Source organism: Streptomyces yangpuensis (assembly GCF_024666385.1).
Lineage (GTDB): Bacteria > Actinomycetota > Actinomycetes > Streptomycetales > Streptomycetaceae > Streptomyces > Streptomyces yangpuensis.
The window spans coordinates 144,484-159,060 of the sequence record NZ_CP102514.1 but is presented as its reverse complement, the minus strand read 5'-3'; the positions used below and the strand labels follow the sequence as shown (position 1 = coordinate 159,060).

Genomic DNA, 14,577 nt, shown 5'->3' with positions numbered 1-14,577 from the left:
CTGTGGAAGGGTGCGATGTTAGACACCGAAGGTATAGGCGTCTTCCTCGGGATGGACGTCGGCAAGACCGCTCACCACGGCCACGGGCTGACTCCGGCCGGGAAGAAGGTCTTCGACAAGCCGATGCCCAACAGCGAGCCGAAGCTGCGGGCCGTGTTCGACAAGCTCAAGGCCAAGTTCGGCACCGTCCTGGTGATCGTGGACCAACCCGCCTCGATCGGCGCCCTGCCCCTGACCGTCGCCCGCGACGCGGGCTGCGAGGTCGCCTACCTGCCCGGACTCGCGATGCGGCGGATCGCCGACCTCTACCCGGGAGAGGCGAAAACCGACGCGAAGGACGCAGCGGTGATCGCGGACGCGGCCCGGATGATGCCCCACACACTGCGTTCGCTGGAGCTGACCGACGAGATCACTGCCGAGCTCACGGTGCTGACCGGCTTCGACCAGGACCTCGCGGCCGAGGCGACCCGCACCAGCAACCGGATACGCGGCCTGCTGACCCAGTTCCACCCGTCGCTGGAGCGTGTGCTGGGGCCCCGGCTGGACCACCCGGCCGTCACCTGGCTCCTCGAGCGCTACGGATCCCCGGCTGCACTGCGCAAGGCCGGCCGACGCAGGCTCGTCGAGCTGATCCGACCCAAGGCCCCGCGCATGGCGGCCCGGCTGATCGACGACGTCTTCGACGCCCTCGACGAGCAGACCGTCATCGTTCCCGGCACAGGCACCCTCGACATCGTGATCCCGTCACTGGCCGCCTCGCTCGCCGCGGTCCACGACCAGCGCCGGGCACTGGAAGCCCAGATCAGCACCCTTTTGCAGGCCCACCCTCTTCGCCCGGTCCTGACCTCGATGCCGGGAGTCGGGGTCAGGACCGCGGCCGTCCTGCTGGTCACCGTCGGCGACGGCACCGGCTTTCCCACCGCCGGCCACCTCGCCTCCTACGCCGGCCTCGCCCCCACCACGAAATCGTCGGGGACCTCGATCCACGGCGAACACGCGCCACGAGGCGGAAACCGGCAGCTCAAACGCGCGATGTTCCTCTCCGCCTTCGCCTGCATGAACGCCGACCCGGCCTCCCGCATCTACTACGACCGGCAACGAGCCCGCGGCAAAACCCACACTCAGGCACTCCTGCGACTCGCCCGCCAACGCATCAGCGTCCTGTTCGCCATGCTCCGAGACGGCACCTTCTACGAATCCCGAACCCCCACCATCACCCTCGCCGCATGACCACCCCAAACATCCCCATACCCGGCACCACGTCCTTGACGAAGGACATAGAGACACCCCCCGCCCCTCCGCGCGAGCATCCGTGATGTGCTTCAAGCCGTGGGGTGGGCGGCTGACCTGGCGGCCCGCTCGATCCTCGCGGAGTGGGCCGCCCGGGCTTCCTCGTCGATCTGCTTCTCGTGCTCGGCGCGCAGGCCGGTCCGGCCGTCGAGGCTCTCGCGCACTATGTCGGCCTGCCCGGTATGCCGGATGGCTTCGCCGAGTACGTGGACCATGACGGCGAACAGGTTCGTGTTGGGGCAAGGCTCCGACCACCACGGAACGTGGCCGGGGGCGTCGAGGGGCAGCTCGTCGATGGTGGCGTCCGAGTGTTCCCACGTGCGCCGGTAGAACGCGACGATCTGATCGCGGGTCTCGTCCTCGGTCGCCCATAGATCGCTGCCGTCGGAGTCCTGCCAACGGGGGAGTGGGTCCGGAGAAGGGCGGTCGAAGACCTCCCCGAAGTACCTGGCCTCTACGGTGGCTACGTGTTTGACCAGGCCGAGGAGGTTGGTCCCGGTCGCTGTCAGAGGTCGGCGGGCGTCGTATTCGGACAGGCCGTCGAGTTTCCACAGCAGTGCCTCGCGGTCCCGCCGCAGTCTCCCGTGCAGGTGGTCCTTCGCGAATTCATCGATCATGCGGCATGAGCCTGCCATGGGCGGCTCGTGCTCTCAAGATCCCGATCCGGTGCGACCCCCCTGGTCAGGGGAGCGTGTCCTTGCCCTTCTCCTTGAGCTGACGGGCCCGACCCCGGGCCTCCAGGGCTGCGCCCTTGGCCGCCAGGGTTTCCTTTCCCATCGCGTGGGCGGCTTTCCGCACGACCTTGCCCGCGACCTGCTCGATCCCGGCTTTGGCCTTTTCGCTCGCGCTCATATCCGTTCCTTCGCCGAAGGCCGGCAGGAGGTCTCCTGCCGGCCCTCATACATCTCCACGCCCGAGGCCGCTAACGGGGTCAGTGCTTGAGTGTGTCCTTGGCCTTCCGAGCGGTCTGCTTGGCATCGCCTGCGATCTGCTCGCGCCGGCCCTTCGTCTCCAGCCCCTCGTTGCCGACGACCTTCCCGGTGGTTTCCTTCACCTTTCCCTTGGTCGTCTTGGCCGTGTCCTTCATCTTTTTGCCTGCGCCCATCTGTCCCACCACCTCCGACACCGTTCGGTGCTCGGCTACTACCCGATATCGGGACAAAAATGCGTATTAATTTCGATTCATTGCGTACCGGGCATAGCGGGATATGTGGTGGGTAGGTGCCGGACATCCCGGCCGGCCCGCCGGAAGGGCGGGCGCGGCCTTCGAGGCGAGGGAGGCTGACATGTCAGCAAGCGTTCCGGACCGAGACCCGCGCAACACGTCCCGGCCCGACGCCGGGGTGCCGCCGGGTGAAACGCCGCCGTGCGAGTCGAGCACCGGCTCCGGCGCGGGCCCGTACCGCCCTCTCACCCGCGGGTGGGGCAAGGGCCCCCTCGTGGTGATCTGTCTGGTGGCTCTGGCCTGCGCCCTGTTCTTCCTGGCCTACGCCGTCATGCTGAACCTCTGAGCGCAGCCGACGCCTACGCGTCCGGCCTGTCCTCCCAGGCCGGGGGATCACGAGCGGGTACGGCAGTGGACGGTCCCTCAGATCGCGGTGGAGAGCGCCACATGCCGCCACTGGTCGAGTTCGCGTCGTACCAGATCCAGCTTCGCCTCGACACGTTCCACCGCGTCCGCGCCCAACTGCAGGCGCAGCGGCGGCTGGTCGGTCTCGGTGACGTCGACGATGGCTCGGGCCGCCTTCGCCGGATCGCCCGGCTGGAGACCGTCGAACGTGCTCATCGCCTCGCGCACCGGCCCCGCACCGGCGGCGTAGTCGGCGATGCCGGCCGGCTCGACCCGGAGGCTGGAGCTGCCCAGGAAGTCGGTCCGGAAGCCGCCGGGTTCGATGACCGTGACGCGGATCCCGAGAGGGGCGAGCTCACCGTGCAGAGCCTCGGAGATGCCTTCGAGGGCGAACTTCGACGCACCGTACAGGCCCACCGCCGGAGCGGTGGCGAAACCGCCCACGGAGCTGATGTTCAGGACGTGCCCGGAACGCTGGGCGCGCAGCGTCGGCAGCGTCGCCCGGAGCGTATTGAGTACGCCGAACACGTTGACATCGAACAGATCCCGGGCAGCGCGGTCGGAAACCTCCTCGACCGCGCCCACGAGGCCGTAGCCGGCGTTGTTGACGACGGTGTCGATCCGGCCGAACCTGGCCAGTCCGGCCTCCACCGCCGCCGCCAGCTGCCCCTCGTCGGTGACGTCCGCGTCCACGGCCAGCAACCCCTCCGGCTTCTGCGGGTGGGCCTTGAGCACCGCCGAAGCGTCCCGCGCCGTGGCGATCACGCCGTGCCCCCGCTCCAGCGCCTCACGTGTGATCTCCGCGCCCAGCCCGCGCGATGCACCGGTGACAAACCAAACGTTCATGTTCTCCCGCATTCCGATCGTCCGACTGGCCGTCACGTCAACGCTAGAAGCTAGAGTCCGGTCTAGATCAAGAGCGGCGTGACGGGAGTCACTCATGGACCTGACCATCGGTGAAGTGGCGCAGCGCAGTGGGCTGAGCGTGCACGCGCTGCGGTTCTACGAGCGGGAGGGCCTGTTCGCCAACCCGGTGCGCCGCCTGTCCAACGGCCGCCGGATCTACCACGAGGAGGACGTGGAGTGGCTGGCGGTCTGCACCAAGCTGCGCTCCTCGGGCATGTCGGTGGCGATGATCCGGCAGTACATCGAGCTGGTCCGGCAGGGTCCGGGTAACGAGCCCGACCGCCTGGAGCTGCTGCGCCGCCACGAGGCCGTCGTGGAGGCGCAGATCAGGGAACTGCGAGAAGCTCTCGGCGTGATGCGGCACAAGGTGCGGATCTACGAGGACCACGTGGAGCGGGGTGAGGCCGACCGGCTGTGGAACCCGTCCCGCACGGACGCCACGGCGCCGGACTGCGCGCCGCAGGAGGCAACGGTGCCGGACTGCGCGCCGCAGGACGCCACGGCAGCGGATTGCGCGCCGCCGGGGCCGCGGCCGGCCGGCAGGGCGTAGGCGGCGGCCGCCCGCCCGGCTGCGGTCAGGCCGTGGCGTCGAGGCGGGCGGCCAGCCAGTCGAACACCCGCTGCTCGAACAGGGCCCGGCCCAGGGGCTCGCAGTGCATGTCCGCGCCCTCCGCCGCCGTGAACTCCACGAACGCCTTCTCGCCCGGCAGCGCCTCGTACAGGCGCCGTGCCTGGCCGGGCCAGAAGTGCTCGCCCTCCGGCGAGGTCACCAGCAGCGGCACCGTGATCCGGCCCAGGACCCCCGTCAGGTCGTACCGGGCCACCTCGGTGAGCAGGTCGAAGGGGGAGTCGATCGCGTACGGCTTGGCCCGCCACCGCCAGAGGGCGGCGAGACCCGCGTCCTCCGCGAGGCCCGCGCGCATCACCCCGTCGAACGCGTCCCGGTCTCCCGAGTCGAACAACTCGCGGAGCTCCGGCGGGAAGTTGTTCCACCAGCTGTCCACGACGGACACCACACCCGGGTCCGCGACACCCGCCACGATCCGGTGCTCGAAGGCGAGGGCCCTGGGCACCCAGTAGCCGGCCTGACTGACCCCGGCCAGCACCAGCCGGCCGGCCGCGATGTCGTCCCGGGCCAGCAGGAAGTCCACCACCGGCGTGATCACGTTCTCCCAGTCCGGGCGGAACGGCATCCGATGCTCGAACAGCATCGACTGCTGCCCCGGCCCGTCGAAGAGGAGGGCGTTCCAGCCGCGCGCCACGGCCGGCGCCCCGAGCATCGTCCACGCGGTGCTCACCGGACCGTCGCTGCCGTTGTTCACGATCACCGTCGGTGCGTCCGCGCCGCCCCCGACCGGCCGGAAGAGGTAGCCGGGGAGCGCAGTGCCCTCGTACGGCACCGCCACCCGCTCCGCGGCCGGCTCCCACGCCGCCGCGAACCGGTCGAAGCACTCACGGTGCTCCCGGAACACCGCGAGCAGCCGGTTCTCGTCGCCCAGCGCGTCGGCGGCGACCAGCCCCGTCCCGAAGTAGCCGGCAGCCCGCAGCCACGCGTTCCGGGCGCTCGTCCGCCGCCCGGGCCCGGCCGCCCGTTCGCCGTCCGACCGGACCCGGCGGGCCAGATCCGTCCAGCCCGCGAACCAGGCGGGGCCGTCCGCATCGCGCAGTCGCGCGGCCGTGGCCAGCACCTCGCCCGGATCGGAACCCTGCTGCCAGGACGCCCCGAGGAGCATCAGCACCTCGAAATCGAACTGTTCGTTCTCGCAGAACCGGTACGCCACGATGCCTCCCGGAGTACACCCCCACGGTACGAGGGCCCCCGGACGCGCGCACGCCGCACCGGCCCCGGCTGCCGGTCGTGCTTCCGCGGCGGCCGCATAGGGTCAACTGCCATGACATATCTCAGGCGTATGAGCCGGCCGACCTCCTGGTTGGCGTGGATGGGCGGAGCCCCGGCCCCGTGGCACTTCGCTGCTCTCGAAGAGGCTTACGCGCTGATGGGGGAGGGCCGCTTCGAGGAGGCCGAGGCGCGGGCACGAGCCCTCGTAACGGCCCGGCGGAGCCGGCAGGGCCGGGGCCGCCGACCGGGCACCGCCTGGTACGCCACCCATGTCGCCGTGGTCGCGGCGCGCGCCCACGGACGACGGGTCCCCTCGTCGCTGGGCGAGGTCGAGGAGTTGATAGCAGAGGCCGAGCGGACGAACGACCTCCCTCACGGTCTGCTGCTCGCCGCCCGCGTGAACCGCGGGTTGGTGCTCATCGACGACGAGCGGCCGGTTGATGCGGAGTCGGAAACCCGGGACGTCCTGCGGGTGCTGGCGCGGCGGGCGCATCCCGCCAAGTACCGTCAGATCGAACTGGCCGCCCTGATCTGTCTCGGGCACGCCCTGTGCACGCAGGACCTGTACGAGGAGCCGGAAACGATCGCCCGCGCGAACCTGCCCCGGGCCGACGACGGGGAGGTCGCGCACTCTCTCCGCGTCCTGCTGGTCCGCAGCCTGGCGGGCCTGGGCCGACACGAGGAGGCGCTGGCCGAGTCGCTGGAGGTGCGGGGCCGCCCCGAGCCGCCGCCGCACGCCGTCGGGCACCTGGAGCTGTACCGGGCCACCGCACTGCACGGCCTCGGCCGCAGCGAGGAAGCCCGTGCCGAGGCCGCCCGGGCTCTGGCCGCCTGCGAGCGGTACCTGCATCCCACGCACTCCCGCACCGCCGCGCTCCACACGCTCCTGTCCCGTATCCCGCCGTCCTGACCACCCCCCTCCCGCCGACGCGCGCTCACCGCGGCGTGAGCCGGACGGACCGGAGGGCTCCGCGGCCGTGTGCCGCCCGGGCAGGGACCGGGCGGCACACGGCTGGGCATCTCGCGAAGCAGCGAGCGCTTCCTGGAAATCCTGAAGGGGGTTTGTTTCCTCCTTCCGTCATCCGTGCCCCCATGCCGATGGGGCGGCAGGAGGGGGCGGGAATTCGGTGGTTCCCGGCCGGCTGACTACAGTCGTCCGCCCGTTATCCAGAGGCGTGACATCGCATCGGCCAGGGCGGGATACCGGGCGGCCTCGCAGAGCATTTCCGAGAGCACCAGCATTCCGTAGGCGGTGCTCCGCGGATCGCGGTTCTGGTGCAGCCGGATGACCGCGAGGCTCAAGGGGCGGCGTCCCAGCATGATCCCGGCACGGCGGACGGCTGCCGCTGTCTCCAGGTCGGCGCGGGCCCCGCCGAACGGCAGCGCTTCCGTTCTGTCGAGTTCCTGTGGCGCGGCCGAGTCCCGCACGTGGTGCACGTACGCTTCCGGCGGGGCCTCGCCGTTCTCGAAGATATTCCGGAACCCGGCGATACGGAGGCTGGTATTGCGCGGGCGGAGCTCGATGAAGAGCTCGACGAACAGGCCCCGTAGCCGGATGTGAAGGGGCAGGTAGGGCATTTCGCCCTCCTTGCGTCCGGCTCCGCCGAAGAATCCCTGCCCGTCTTCCGCCTTCGCCCGGATGGTCGACGTCAGGGACCGGTAATCGTCGGCCGTGGCCTGCGCCGGTGAGAAGAGGATAGGCATCAACATGGCCGGCCCATCAGGGGAGAGGCCCATGGCTCGGGCTTGTCGTGAGTAATCTGACCGTGATCGCCCGGATCCTGCTGCACTCGCGCATGCACACCACCACCTTCGCCTCATTCCGGCCGCCACGGGTTATCACTCCGTCGCGGCCGGGTTCGGTCCGATGGCTCCTTTGTAGTCGTCCGGGTTGCGGCCAGGAGAATTGTTGGCCTGTGATGCTAAGAAATCGGCCGCTGATCGTGAAAGCCGGACGTAAGCGGCCGGCTACGAATCCGTGGCCGCCCGGTCGGAATCGCTGCGCAGAACGCAGAACTCATTGCCCTCCGGGTCGGCAAGAACCGCCCAGCCCGAACCGTCGGGGTTCCGGTGATCGGCGATGAAGGAGGCGCCGAGTGCCAGCAGCCGCTCCACCTCCTGATCGCGCGAGGTCTCGGGTCGCAGGCACAGGTGGATCCGGTTCTTGACCGTCTTGGCCTCGGGCACCTGGTTGAAGTACAGCACCGGGCCCTCCGCCATCGGCACCAGGGTCTCCCGATCCCCCGGCCGGACGTCCGGATGCACAGGGCGGCCCGTCACACCGCTCCAGAACCGCGCCAACTCATAGGCGTCCGCACAATCGATCGCCACGTTCTGCACTGTCGAAACCATGCGCGTGATCATGGCTGATCCCCCGGCCGAGAACCAAGCCCGGCCGCGACGGGAACACCACACCGTCGTCGAGCGTTCCTCTCTGCGTGGGTGCGGGAAGGGGCGATGTCCCCGGACCCGATCCGATGGCCCGCGGGGAAGACCGTTCGGCCGATGCCCCGCAGTGCCCTCCGCCGCGAGGCGACGCCCTTTTCGCGCCCACTCCCGAACGCCCCGGCCCGCCTCCCCCCGGCCGGCTGGGGCCGCCCCGATCGGCCATCCCCCCGGCCGGTCGGGGCCCACTCCGTCCATCCCGGTCCATCCGCGTCCCCCACCCGCCCCCGTCCCGTCCCGCCCCCCCACGCCGCGACGCGCCTACGCGAGGCGGAACCGGAAGCCGCTGCGCGGAAGCGTGGGCATCCGGGACAGCGGAATGGTCAGGTCCTGGTCGGGAACGGTGACGTCGAGTCCGGCCAGCTCCGTGACCAGGGCCGCCAGCAGCGTGACGGTGATGTCCTCACCCGGGCACCGATGCCCCACGGCCGCGTCGCCGCCGCCCTGGGGGACGAGATGGCGCAGGCTCTCGTCGCTTCCGTAGCGGTGCGGATCGAACCGGTACGGGTGGTCCCACCACTGCGCGTCGTGATGCTGCCCGTACAGGTCCAGCAGGAGCAGGGTCCCCGCCGGGACGGTTTCGCCGTGCCACTCCAGATCGCGGGCGGCGAGCCCGCCGACGAACGGCGCGAAGGGGTAGAAGCGGCGCACCTCGTGGGCGAAACCGGTGGCCAGGTGCCCCGACACGTCACCGCGCAGCGGACCGCGATGCTCGGGCCACCGGTGCAGGGCGTGCGCGGCGAACGTGACGTACCACGCGATCGCCACGGTCGGCCGGATGATGTTCAGCAACTCCACCGCCGCCAGGTGCGGGTCCAGGACGGAGCCGTCGGCGTCGCGGTGCCGGGCGACCACGTCGAGCGCGCTGCCGTCGGGAGCCGCCTCCTGCTGCTCCCGGACCCGGACGATCAGTCGCGCGAAGGCCTGCTCCCGGCGCTTGCGGGCATGCCGGGCCCGCAGGTGGCGCGGCCCGGCCGTCGCGAACCCGTCGACCATGGCCACGCAGTCCCGCGCCAGCTCCCCGCCGTCGTCCGCGTCCACGAGCGGTACACCGGTCCAGTCGCAGACGGCCAGGGCGAGCACCCTGGCCGCCTCGTCGAAGAGGACCACGGTCTCCTGCGGGTGGTCCCGCCACCGGTCCACGGCCTCCCGCCAGCGCAGCAGTACGTGCTCCCGCAGGGCCTCGACGCCCTTCCCGTCCTCCAGCAGGGCCATGAACATCCCCTTGCGGACCCGGTGGGCGAGGCCGTCGAGGGTGTGCACCGCCCCCTGCCCGAACAGGGTGTCGAGCACCGGGTCCGGGAGGGCCGCGCGCCGCTGGACGTGCTGCTCGTCGTAGAAGAAGGCGACGGCTTCCGGGCCGCGCAGCGCGACCGTTCGCCGGCCGAGGAGACGCGTACGGACCGTGCCGTCCGCCGAAGTGCGCATTTGGTCGGGGAGCCAGGCGTAGCCCTGCGTCAGCAGCGAAAGGGTGCCGTCGGTCCACACGGAAGGGGGGTTCTTGAGAGTCGGCATGGGCAGCGGCTACCCGGCTCTGCGGCCCGCACACAACGCGCCCGGCGCCGTCACCCGGATACCCGGATACTGGGACGGACCGGCTCAGGGCCTACGCCGCCGCTGGAGGGGTAGACGCCGCGCGGACGGCACCGCCCGACAGGGCACCGTCCGCCCCGTTCCGGGCTGGTCCGAGCTGTTCCGAAGTGTTCCGGCCAAGGCGACCGATCGACCCATCGGGAGGACCGATGACCCGACGAGTGCACGAGGTGATGACGCGTAACCCGGTGACCGTGGAGCGCCGGACCTCGCTGGCGGAAGCGGCGCGGGTGATGCGTGACGCGGGCATCGGGGACGTACTGGTCGTCGACGAGGGACGGCTCTGCGGCATCCTCACGGACCGGGACCTCGTCGTCCGGGCGTTGGCGGAGGGTCGCGACCCGGCCGAGACGACCGTCCTGGCGGTCTGCAGCGCCGAACCCCTCACGGTCGGGCCGGACGACCACGTCGACGAAGCTGTCGACCTCATGCGCCGGCACGCGCTGCGGCGCCTGCCCGTACGGACCGGGAGCGGCGAGATCGTCGGCATCGTCACCCTCGGCGACCTGGAGGTCGAACGGGACCCGGGCTCGCCCCTCGCCTCCATCGCGGCGGCGGAGGAGGTACGCGAGCGGTAGACGCATGTACGCACGCACACACGTGCGTAAATGCGTACGTGCGTACGTGCGGACACCGTCAGGTTTGAGTCCGTGGAGAGCGGCCATAAGCGTGTTCACGGCAGTCCGCAGCGGTGAGCGGCGCGGACTGCCGAACGGACCCGGGCCGCGTGGTGGCTCTCCCCCCGCCATCACGCGGCCGGGCACCGTACCCGCCGCTCCCGCTCCCGCTCCCGTCCCGCTCCCGATCTCTACGGCGTCAGCGGCGGACCGTGAGGCCGTGCAGAGTGAGGTCGAGCAGGCGGTCCGCCCGCGGCCTCTGCTCGGCGCCGGCCGCGGCGAGATCGTCGTACGGCCCACCGCGCAGGCCTGACGGCGCACGCGGCCCTCGGCGGATCCGGATGTGCCGGCCCGGCTGACATGACCGGCGCCATCGCGGACAGCCGAGGGACATGAGACCTCCATCGAATCAGGGCCGCGGCGGTGACCGTGCCCGTGTCGAAGACGAGCAGGACGCCGATTCGGTCGCCGGGCCGGACGCCGCCCCGGGCCCGGGCGCGCTGGTCGAGGAACGCGCCCCGGCCGGGCCCACCGAGTTGCCCGCACGCTCCTGGAAGGCCGTACTGCGCGGCACAGCCAAGGAGTTCGGCGACGACGAACTGGCCGACCGGGCCGCGGCGCTGACCTACTACGGGGTGCTGGCGATCTTCCCGGCGCTCCTGGTCCTCGTATCGCTGCTGGGTCTGGCAGGCGCGTCGACGGCCGGTTGGGTGCTGGACACCCTGCAGCAGCTGGCCCCCGGCTCCGCCCGGGACGTGATCGGGGACGCGGTCGAGCAACTGCAGGGCCGCAGCGGCGTCGGGTCGCTGATGGCCGTCGTCGGACTCGTCGTGGCGCTGTGGTCCGCCTCCGGCTACGTGGCCGCGTTCATCCGGTCCGCGAACGCCGTCTACGACGTGCCCGAGGGCCGCCCCGTGTGGAAGGTGCTGCCGCTGCGCCTGGCGCTGACGGTCACGCTGATGGCCCTCGCCTGCGCCGGCGCGCTGATCGTGGTCTTCACCGGCGGCCTGGCCCGCCGGGCGGGAACCGCCCTGGGCATCGGGGACACAGGACTGGCGGTGTGGTCGATCGCGAAGTGGCCGGCCCTCGTCCTCCTCGTCACCATCATGATCGCGCTCCTGTACTGGGCGGCGCCGAACGCCAAGGGCCGGGGCTTCAAGTGGGTGACACCCGGCAGCCTGCTGGCCCTGCTGATCTGGATGATCACCTCGGCCGGTTTCGCCTTCTACGTCGCCAACTTCGCCTCCTACAACAAGACATACGGCAGCGTCGCCGGTGTTGTCGTCTTCCTGGTCTGGCTGTGGATCACCAACCTCGCCGTCCTCCTCGGGCTGGAGTTCGACGCGGAACTGGCGCGGCAGCGCGCGATCGCCGGCGGGATGCCCCGGGGCGAGGAGCCGTACGTACGGCCCCGCGACACCCGTGCGTGGAACGCGGAGGACCCCCGCCGCATGACCCACTGACCGCACACCCGCCGGCCCGGTGGCCGGGTGCTGGGGCGTTTACCGGGTAGGCGCGCGTCGACAGAAACGTGTGCAACGGAAGGGGAGACTCCACATGAGCACGATAGAGCGGCAGACCCACATGGCCGATGAATCTGTGAGCGTGCTCGTCTCGCGCGCGTCCCGGCAGATATCGGAGCTGGTCCGCGAGGAGATGCAACTGGCGCGGGCGGAGATGACGCAGAAAGGGAAGCGCTTCGGGCGGGGCGGCGGCCTCTTCGGTGGTGCGGGTCTGCTCGGATTCCTGGCGGCTCAGGCCCTGACGGTGGCCGGTATCGCAGCCCTCGCGCTGGTGCTGCCGGTCTGGGCCTCGGCCCTGATCGTCATGGCGGTACTGGCGATCGGTGCCGCGGTCCTGGCCCTGGCGGGCAAGAAGCAAGTGGCCAAGGTCGGCGCCCCCGTGCCGGCGCAGGCCATCGACAGCGTCAAGGCCGACCTGGCCGCGATGCGGGAGAAGGCGCACCGATGAGCGGCGAACCCGACACACCCCGAACCGACAACGGCACCCCCACCTCCGACGAGCTGCGCGAACAGGTCGAGCGCTCGCGGGACGAGCTGGGGCGGACCATAGAGGCCCTGGCGGGCAAGGCCGACCTCAAGGCCCAGGCCGGGAGGAAGACCGCGCAGGTCGCCGACCGGATCCACGAGACGGCCGCGCACACGGCGGAGCTCGTGAAGCACGCGACGCCCGAGCCGGTGCTCGACCGGGCGGACCAGGTCGTCACGGCGGCACGCAGCCACCGCAAGCCGTTGCTCGTGGCCGGTTGCGCCGCACTGGTGGTCTTCCTGCTGGTGCGCCGCGGCTGTCGGCACCGGTGACCGCATCCGGGGCCATAGGCCGGGTGAACGGGGGTCGGCGCGGGCCATGATTCCCACCGAGGTCTCGCAGCCCACCGCGACGCCGGCGGCCGGGGCCCGACGGCCTGACTGTACGAGGCCCTGCGGCCCGGAGCCCCGTCGTCCCGGGTGTCAGCGGGGCGCTGCCCGATGCCCGAACCAGTGGCTCCTCCGGCCGTGCGGCGCGTCCCGCGCCGCATCCCGCGAGGTCTCGGCGCCGGCCCCGGCCCCGGGTCCGGTTTCCGCACGGGGGCCGTCGCCTTCGGCGCCGCGGTCGGAGGCGGCGGCCCCGCGGTCGGGGGCGGCAGCCTCACGGCGCGCCGCGCCGCGATCCCGACGGGCCTGCGCGGCGCGCCGGGCGGAGCGACGGGCGCCGATCACGACCAGGGCCAGTCCGAGGAGGGCCACGGCGCCCACGATGAACCCGCTCAGGAAGAGGGATCCGGTCGAACCGGTGGCGTGGTAGCCGAGGATCGAGAAATCGCCGCCGGCGCCGAGTTCGTGCCCGGCGCCGGTATTGCCGAAGATGCCGGCGAGTCCGACGACGATCGCTGCGATCAGAATGACGAGTCCGAGAACGAAAATCATGGATCGCTCCTTGCCTGCGCGCGCCCGGACGATCCGCCGGACACGGCTGGCACCTACCCGGCTCGCCGGCTCTGACCCCGTAGACCACCACCCATTGCGGAAGCTGCGCTCTGTAGTCGAAATAGTGCGAAGAGTGATCGAATGTGTCAGTCTGGGGGAACGGAGTTCGAACCGAAGTGTTCGAGCATCCGCGCTCTCCAGAAACACCCCACGCACGCAGGGCCCGGCCGGAGCCAGTAGTCACCCCGGCCGGGCCCTGTCACCTCCCCGACAGCCCCGTGCCGAGGAGCCGGAGGCGCATAAGGGGCGGATAAGGGGAGAGTGGAGCAGTATGGAGGTACCCGCTCACGGGCTGTGCGCTGAGTAAGGCCGGATCGGCCTTTCGCGCGCGGGGGGCATTTCGTGCTGCGGTCGAACAAGCAGAGGACTCGGGGCAGTCGAAGCCGGCCGTCGGCCTGGCGGGAAGCGGTGCACCCATGACGGAGCGCCTCCATAGATCGGGTCTGGTGGGCGAACTCTTCGCTGAATTCGCCGGCACCATGATCCTTATCCTCTTCGGTTGCGGCGTGGTCGCCCAAGTGGTTGCCGGTGGGGCCCTCACGGATCCCCCGGGCGGTCTCGGGAACCACGACAGCATCGCCTGGGCCTGGGGTCTCGGCGTAACCCTGGGCGTTTATGTCGCCGCGAGGCTGAGCGGTGCTCACCTCAATCCAGCGGTGACCGTCGCCCTGGCCGCGTTCAAGGGTTTCCCGTGGAGCAAGGTCGCCCCCTACGCGCTGGCCCAGGTGGCCGGCGCCTTCGTGGCCGCCCTGATCGTCCGCTGGAACTACAGCGAGGCACTGGCCAAGGCCGACCCCGGGCACACCATCAAGACCCAGGGCGTCTTCTCCACGCTCCCGGCCAACGGGAACACCAACCTGCCGGTGACCGAGTGGGGCGCACTGCGCGACCAGATCATCGGCACCGCGATCCTGCTCTTCCTGATCCTCGCCGTCACGGACCTGCTGGGCACACCCCCCGGCGCCAACCTCGCCCCGTTCATCGTCGGCCTGATCGTCGTGGCGATCGGTATGGCGTGGGGCACCAACGCGGGTTACGCGATCAACCCGGCCCGTGACTTCGGCCCCCGCCTGGCGAGCTTCTTCACCGGCTACGGCGGGGCCTGGCGAGATCAGTACGGGAATTTCTACTTCTGGGTCCCGATCATCGGCCCCTTCATCGGCGGCGTGCTCGGAGCGGCTCTGTACAAGTTCTTCGTCGGCCGGTTCCTGCCGACCGCCGAACCGGAGCCTCCAGGACGGATGCCGACACCGGACGAGAGCTGACCTCACAGCCACGCAGTACGTACGGCGCAGAGCCGACGCCGCCCGGGACGGACGTTCGCGGCAC

Annotated in this window: 18 protein-coding genes; 9 read left to right on the top strand and 9 right to left on the bottom strand. The window is 71.0% G+C overall.

Features of this window, described 5'->3' with window-relative positions; translation table 11 throughout:
* The first annotated feature begins 15 nt into the window (after positions 1-15).
* Positions 16-1,230 carry an IS110 family RNA-guided transposase gene (locus NRK68_RS00745; RefSeq protein WP_257854401.1) on the top strand — a complete coding sequence of 405 codons (1,215 nt, stop codon included), beginning with the start codon at positions 16-18 and terminating at the stop codon, positions 1,228-1,230.
* A 92-nt stretch (positions 1,231-1,322) separates the two neighbouring features.
* Here the strand turns inward: NRK68_RS00745 and NRK68_RS00740 are convergent, their stop codons facing one another.
* From NRK68_RS00740 to NRK68_RS00730, 3 genes are all read right to left on the bottom strand, one after another.
* Positions 1,323-1,907 carry a DinB family protein gene (locus NRK68_RS00740; protein WP_257854400.1) on the bottom strand — a complete coding sequence of 195 codons (585 nt, stop codon included), beginning with the start codon at positions 1,905-1,907 and terminating at the stop codon, positions 1,323-1,325.
* A 64-nt stretch (positions 1,908-1,971) separates the two neighbouring features.
* Positions 1,972-2,142 (bottom strand): hypothetical protein, encoded by a 171-nt coding sequence (locus tag NRK68_RS00735; protein WP_257854398.1) that lies wholly within the window; start codon positions 2,140-2,142, stop codon positions 1,972-1,974.
* 79 nt (positions 2,143-2,221) lie between these two features.
* Positions 2,222-2,395, bottom strand: a complete 174-nt coding sequence (locus tag NRK68_RS00730) for a CsbD family protein (RefSeq protein ID WP_183066187.1) — start codon at positions 2,393-2,395, stop codon at positions 2,222-2,224.
* A 181-nt stretch (positions 2,396-2,576) separates the two neighbouring features.
* On the opposite strand from NRK68_RS00730, the gene NRK68_RS00725 reads away from it, so the two are divergent.
* Complete coding sequence (locus NRK68_RS00725) at positions 2,577-2,801, top strand: DUF6480 family protein (protein WP_257854397.1); 225 nt, start codon at positions 2,577-2,579, stop codon at positions 2,799-2,801.
* 77 nt (positions 2,802-2,878) lie between these two features.
* Here NRK68_RS00725 and NRK68_RS00720 read toward each other — a convergent pair whose 3' ends face one another.
* Positions 2,879-3,706: an oxidoreductase gene (locus NRK68_RS00720; protein ID WP_257854395.1), complete on the bottom strand. Its 828-nt coding sequence runs from the start codon at positions 3,704-3,706 to the stop codon at positions 2,879-2,881.
* Positions 3,707-3,800: 94 nt separating this feature from the next.
* Here NRK68_RS00720 and NRK68_RS00715 point away from each other — a divergent pair, with 94 nt between their 5' ends.
* Positions 3,801-4,316 (top strand): MerR family transcriptional regulator, encoded by a 516-nt coding sequence (locus NRK68_RS00715; protein WP_308296002.1) that lies wholly within the window; start codon positions 3,801-3,803, stop codon positions 4,314-4,316.
* A 25-nt stretch (positions 4,317-4,341) separates the two neighbouring features.
* Here the strand turns inward: NRK68_RS00715 and NRK68_RS00710 are convergent, their stop codons facing one another.
* Positions 4,342-5,547: an alpha/beta hydrolase family protein gene (locus NRK68_RS00710; RefSeq protein WP_183066190.1), complete on the bottom strand. Its 1,206-nt coding sequence runs from the start codon at positions 5,545-5,547 to the stop codon at positions 4,342-4,344.
* A 129-nt stretch (positions 5,548-5,676) separates the two neighbouring features.
* On the opposite strand from NRK68_RS00710, the gene NRK68_RS00705 reads away from it, so the two are divergent.
* Positions 5,677-6,516 carry a hypothetical protein gene (locus NRK68_RS00705; protein ID WP_257854394.1) on the top strand — a complete coding sequence of 280 codons (840 nt, stop codon included), beginning with the start codon at positions 5,677-5,679 and terminating at the stop codon, positions 6,514-6,516.
* A 236-nt stretch (positions 6,517-6,752) separates the two neighbouring features.
* On the opposite strand, the gene NRK68_RS00700 is transcribed toward NRK68_RS00705, so the two are convergent.
* From NRK68_RS00700 to NRK68_RS00690, 3 genes are all read right to left on the bottom strand, one after another.
* A complete protein-coding gene (locus tag NRK68_RS00700) occupies positions 6,753-7,343 on the bottom strand; it encodes a ribosome-inactivating family protein (protein ID WP_183066192.1) in 591 nt (196 codons plus the stop codon).
* Positions 7,344-7,574: 231 nt separating this feature from the next.
* Entirely contained in the window at positions 7,575-7,958 is a 384-nt protein-coding gene (locus tag NRK68_RS00695) for a VOC family protein (protein WP_183066288.1), read from the bottom strand.
* A 354-nt stretch (positions 7,959-8,312) separates the two neighbouring features.
* A complete protein-coding gene (locus tag NRK68_RS00690; RefSeq protein WP_257854393.1) occupies positions 8,313-9,566 on the bottom strand; it encodes a cytochrome P450 in 1,254 nt (417 codons plus the stop codon).
* Between the two features lie 227 nt (positions 9,567-9,793).
* Between NRK68_RS00690 and NRK68_RS00685 the strand changes: the two genes are divergently transcribed.
* From NRK68_RS00685 to NRK68_RS00670, 4 genes are all read left to right on the top strand, one after another.
* Positions 9,794-10,222 carry a CBS domain-containing protein gene (locus NRK68_RS00685; RefSeq protein WP_257854390.1) on the top strand — a complete coding sequence of 143 codons (429 nt, stop codon included), beginning with the start codon at positions 9,794-9,796 and terminating at the stop codon, positions 10,220-10,222.
* A gap of 431 nt (positions 10,223-10,653) precedes the next feature.
* Positions 10,654-11,724 carry a YihY/virulence factor BrkB family protein gene (locus NRK68_RS00680; protein ID WP_257854388.1) on the top strand — a complete coding sequence of 357 codons (1,071 nt, stop codon included), beginning with the start codon at positions 10,654-10,656 and terminating at the stop codon, positions 11,722-11,724.
* A 94-nt stretch (positions 11,725-11,818) separates the two neighbouring features.
* Complete coding sequence (locus NRK68_RS00675; protein ID WP_257854386.1) at positions 11,819-12,232, top strand: phage holin family protein; 414 nt, start codon at positions 11,819-11,821, stop codon at positions 12,230-12,232.
* Positions 12,229-12,582, top strand: coding sequence for a DUF3618 domain-containing protein (locus tag NRK68_RS00670; RefSeq protein WP_257854384.1), 354 nt, complete (start codon positions 12,229-12,231; stop codon positions 12,580-12,582). The genes NRK68_RS00675 and NRK68_RS00670 overlap by 4 nt, the downstream gene beginning before the upstream one ends.
* Before the next feature lie 150 nt (positions 12,583-12,732).
* Here NRK68_RS00670 and NRK68_RS00665 read toward each other — a convergent pair whose 3' ends face one another.
* Positions 12,733-13,188, bottom strand: a complete 456-nt coding sequence (locus NRK68_RS00665) for a hypothetical protein (protein WP_257854383.1) — start codon at positions 13,186-13,188, stop codon at positions 12,733-12,735.
* A 476-nt stretch (positions 13,189-13,664) separates the two neighbouring features.
* On the opposite strand from NRK68_RS00665, the gene NRK68_RS00660 reads away from it, so the two are divergent.
* A complete protein-coding gene (locus tag NRK68_RS00660) occupies positions 13,665-14,513 on the top strand; it encodes an MIP/aquaporin family protein (RefSeq protein WP_257854381.1) in 849 nt (282 codons plus the stop codon).
* Positions 14,514-14,577 lie beyond the last annotated feature (64 nt).

Coding starts and splice junctions, on each gene's coding strand:
- NRK68_RS00745 (WP_257854401.1), top strand. CDS start 16: ATGTTAGACACCGAAGGTATAGGCGTCTTCCTCGGGATGGACGTCGGC.
- NRK68_RS00740 (WP_257854400.1), bottom strand. CDS start 1,907: ATGATCGATGAATTCGCGAAGGACCACCTGCACGGGAGACTGCGGCGG.
- NRK68_RS00735 (WP_257854398.1), bottom strand. CDS start 2,142: ATGAGCGCGAGCGAAAAGGCCAAAGCCGGGATCGAGCAGGTCGCGGGC.
- NRK68_RS00730 (WP_183066187.1), bottom strand. CDS start 2,395: ATGGGCGCAGGCAAAAAGATGAAGGACACGGCCAAGACGACCAAGGGA.
- NRK68_RS00725 (WP_257854397.1), top strand. CDS start 2,577: ATGTCAGCAAGCGTTCCGGACCGAGACCCGCGCAACACGTCCCGGCCC.
- NRK68_RS00720 (WP_257854395.1), bottom strand. CDS start 3,706: ATGAACGTTTGGTTTGTCACCGGTGCATCGCGCGGGCTGGGCGCGGAG.
- NRK68_RS00715 (WP_308296002.1), top strand. CDS start 3,801: ATGGACCTGACCATCGGTGAAGTGGCGCAGCGCAGTGGGCTGAGCGTG.
- NRK68_RS00705 (WP_257854394.1), top strand. CDS start 5,677: ATGAGCCGGCCGACCTCCTGGTTGGCGTGGATGGGCGGAGCCCCGGCC.
- NRK68_RS00700 (WP_183066192.1), bottom strand. CDS start 7,343: ATGGGCCTCTCCCCTGATGGGCCGGCCATGTTGATGCCTATCCTCTTC.
- NRK68_RS00695 (WP_183066288.1), bottom strand. CDS start 7,958: ATGGTTTCGACAGTGCAGAACGTGGCGATCGATTGTGCGGACGCCTAT.
- NRK68_RS00690 (WP_257854393.1), bottom strand. CDS start 9,566: ATGCCGACTCTCAAGAACCCCCCTTCCGTGTGGACCGACGGCACCCTT.
- NRK68_RS00685 (WP_257854390.1), top strand. CDS start 9,794: ATGACCCGACGAGTGCACGAGGTGATGACGCGTAACCCGGTGACCGTG.
- NRK68_RS00680 (WP_257854388.1), top strand. CDS start 10,654: ATGAGACCTCCATCGAATCAGGGCCGCGGCGGTGACCGTGCCCGTGTC.
- NRK68_RS00675 (WP_257854386.1), top strand. CDS start 11,819: ATGAGCACGATAGAGCGGCAGACCCACATGGCCGATGAATCTGTGAGC.
- NRK68_RS00670 (WP_257854384.1), top strand. CDS start 12,229: ATGAGCGGCGAACCCGACACACCCCGAACCGACAACGGCACCCCCACC.
- NRK68_RS00665 (WP_257854383.1), bottom strand. CDS start 13,188: ATGATTTTCGTTCTCGGACTCGTCATTCTGATCGCAGCGATCGTCGTC.
- NRK68_RS00660 (WP_257854381.1), top strand. CDS start 13,665: ATGACGGAGCGCCTCCATAGATCGGGTCTGGTGGGCGAACTCTTCGCT.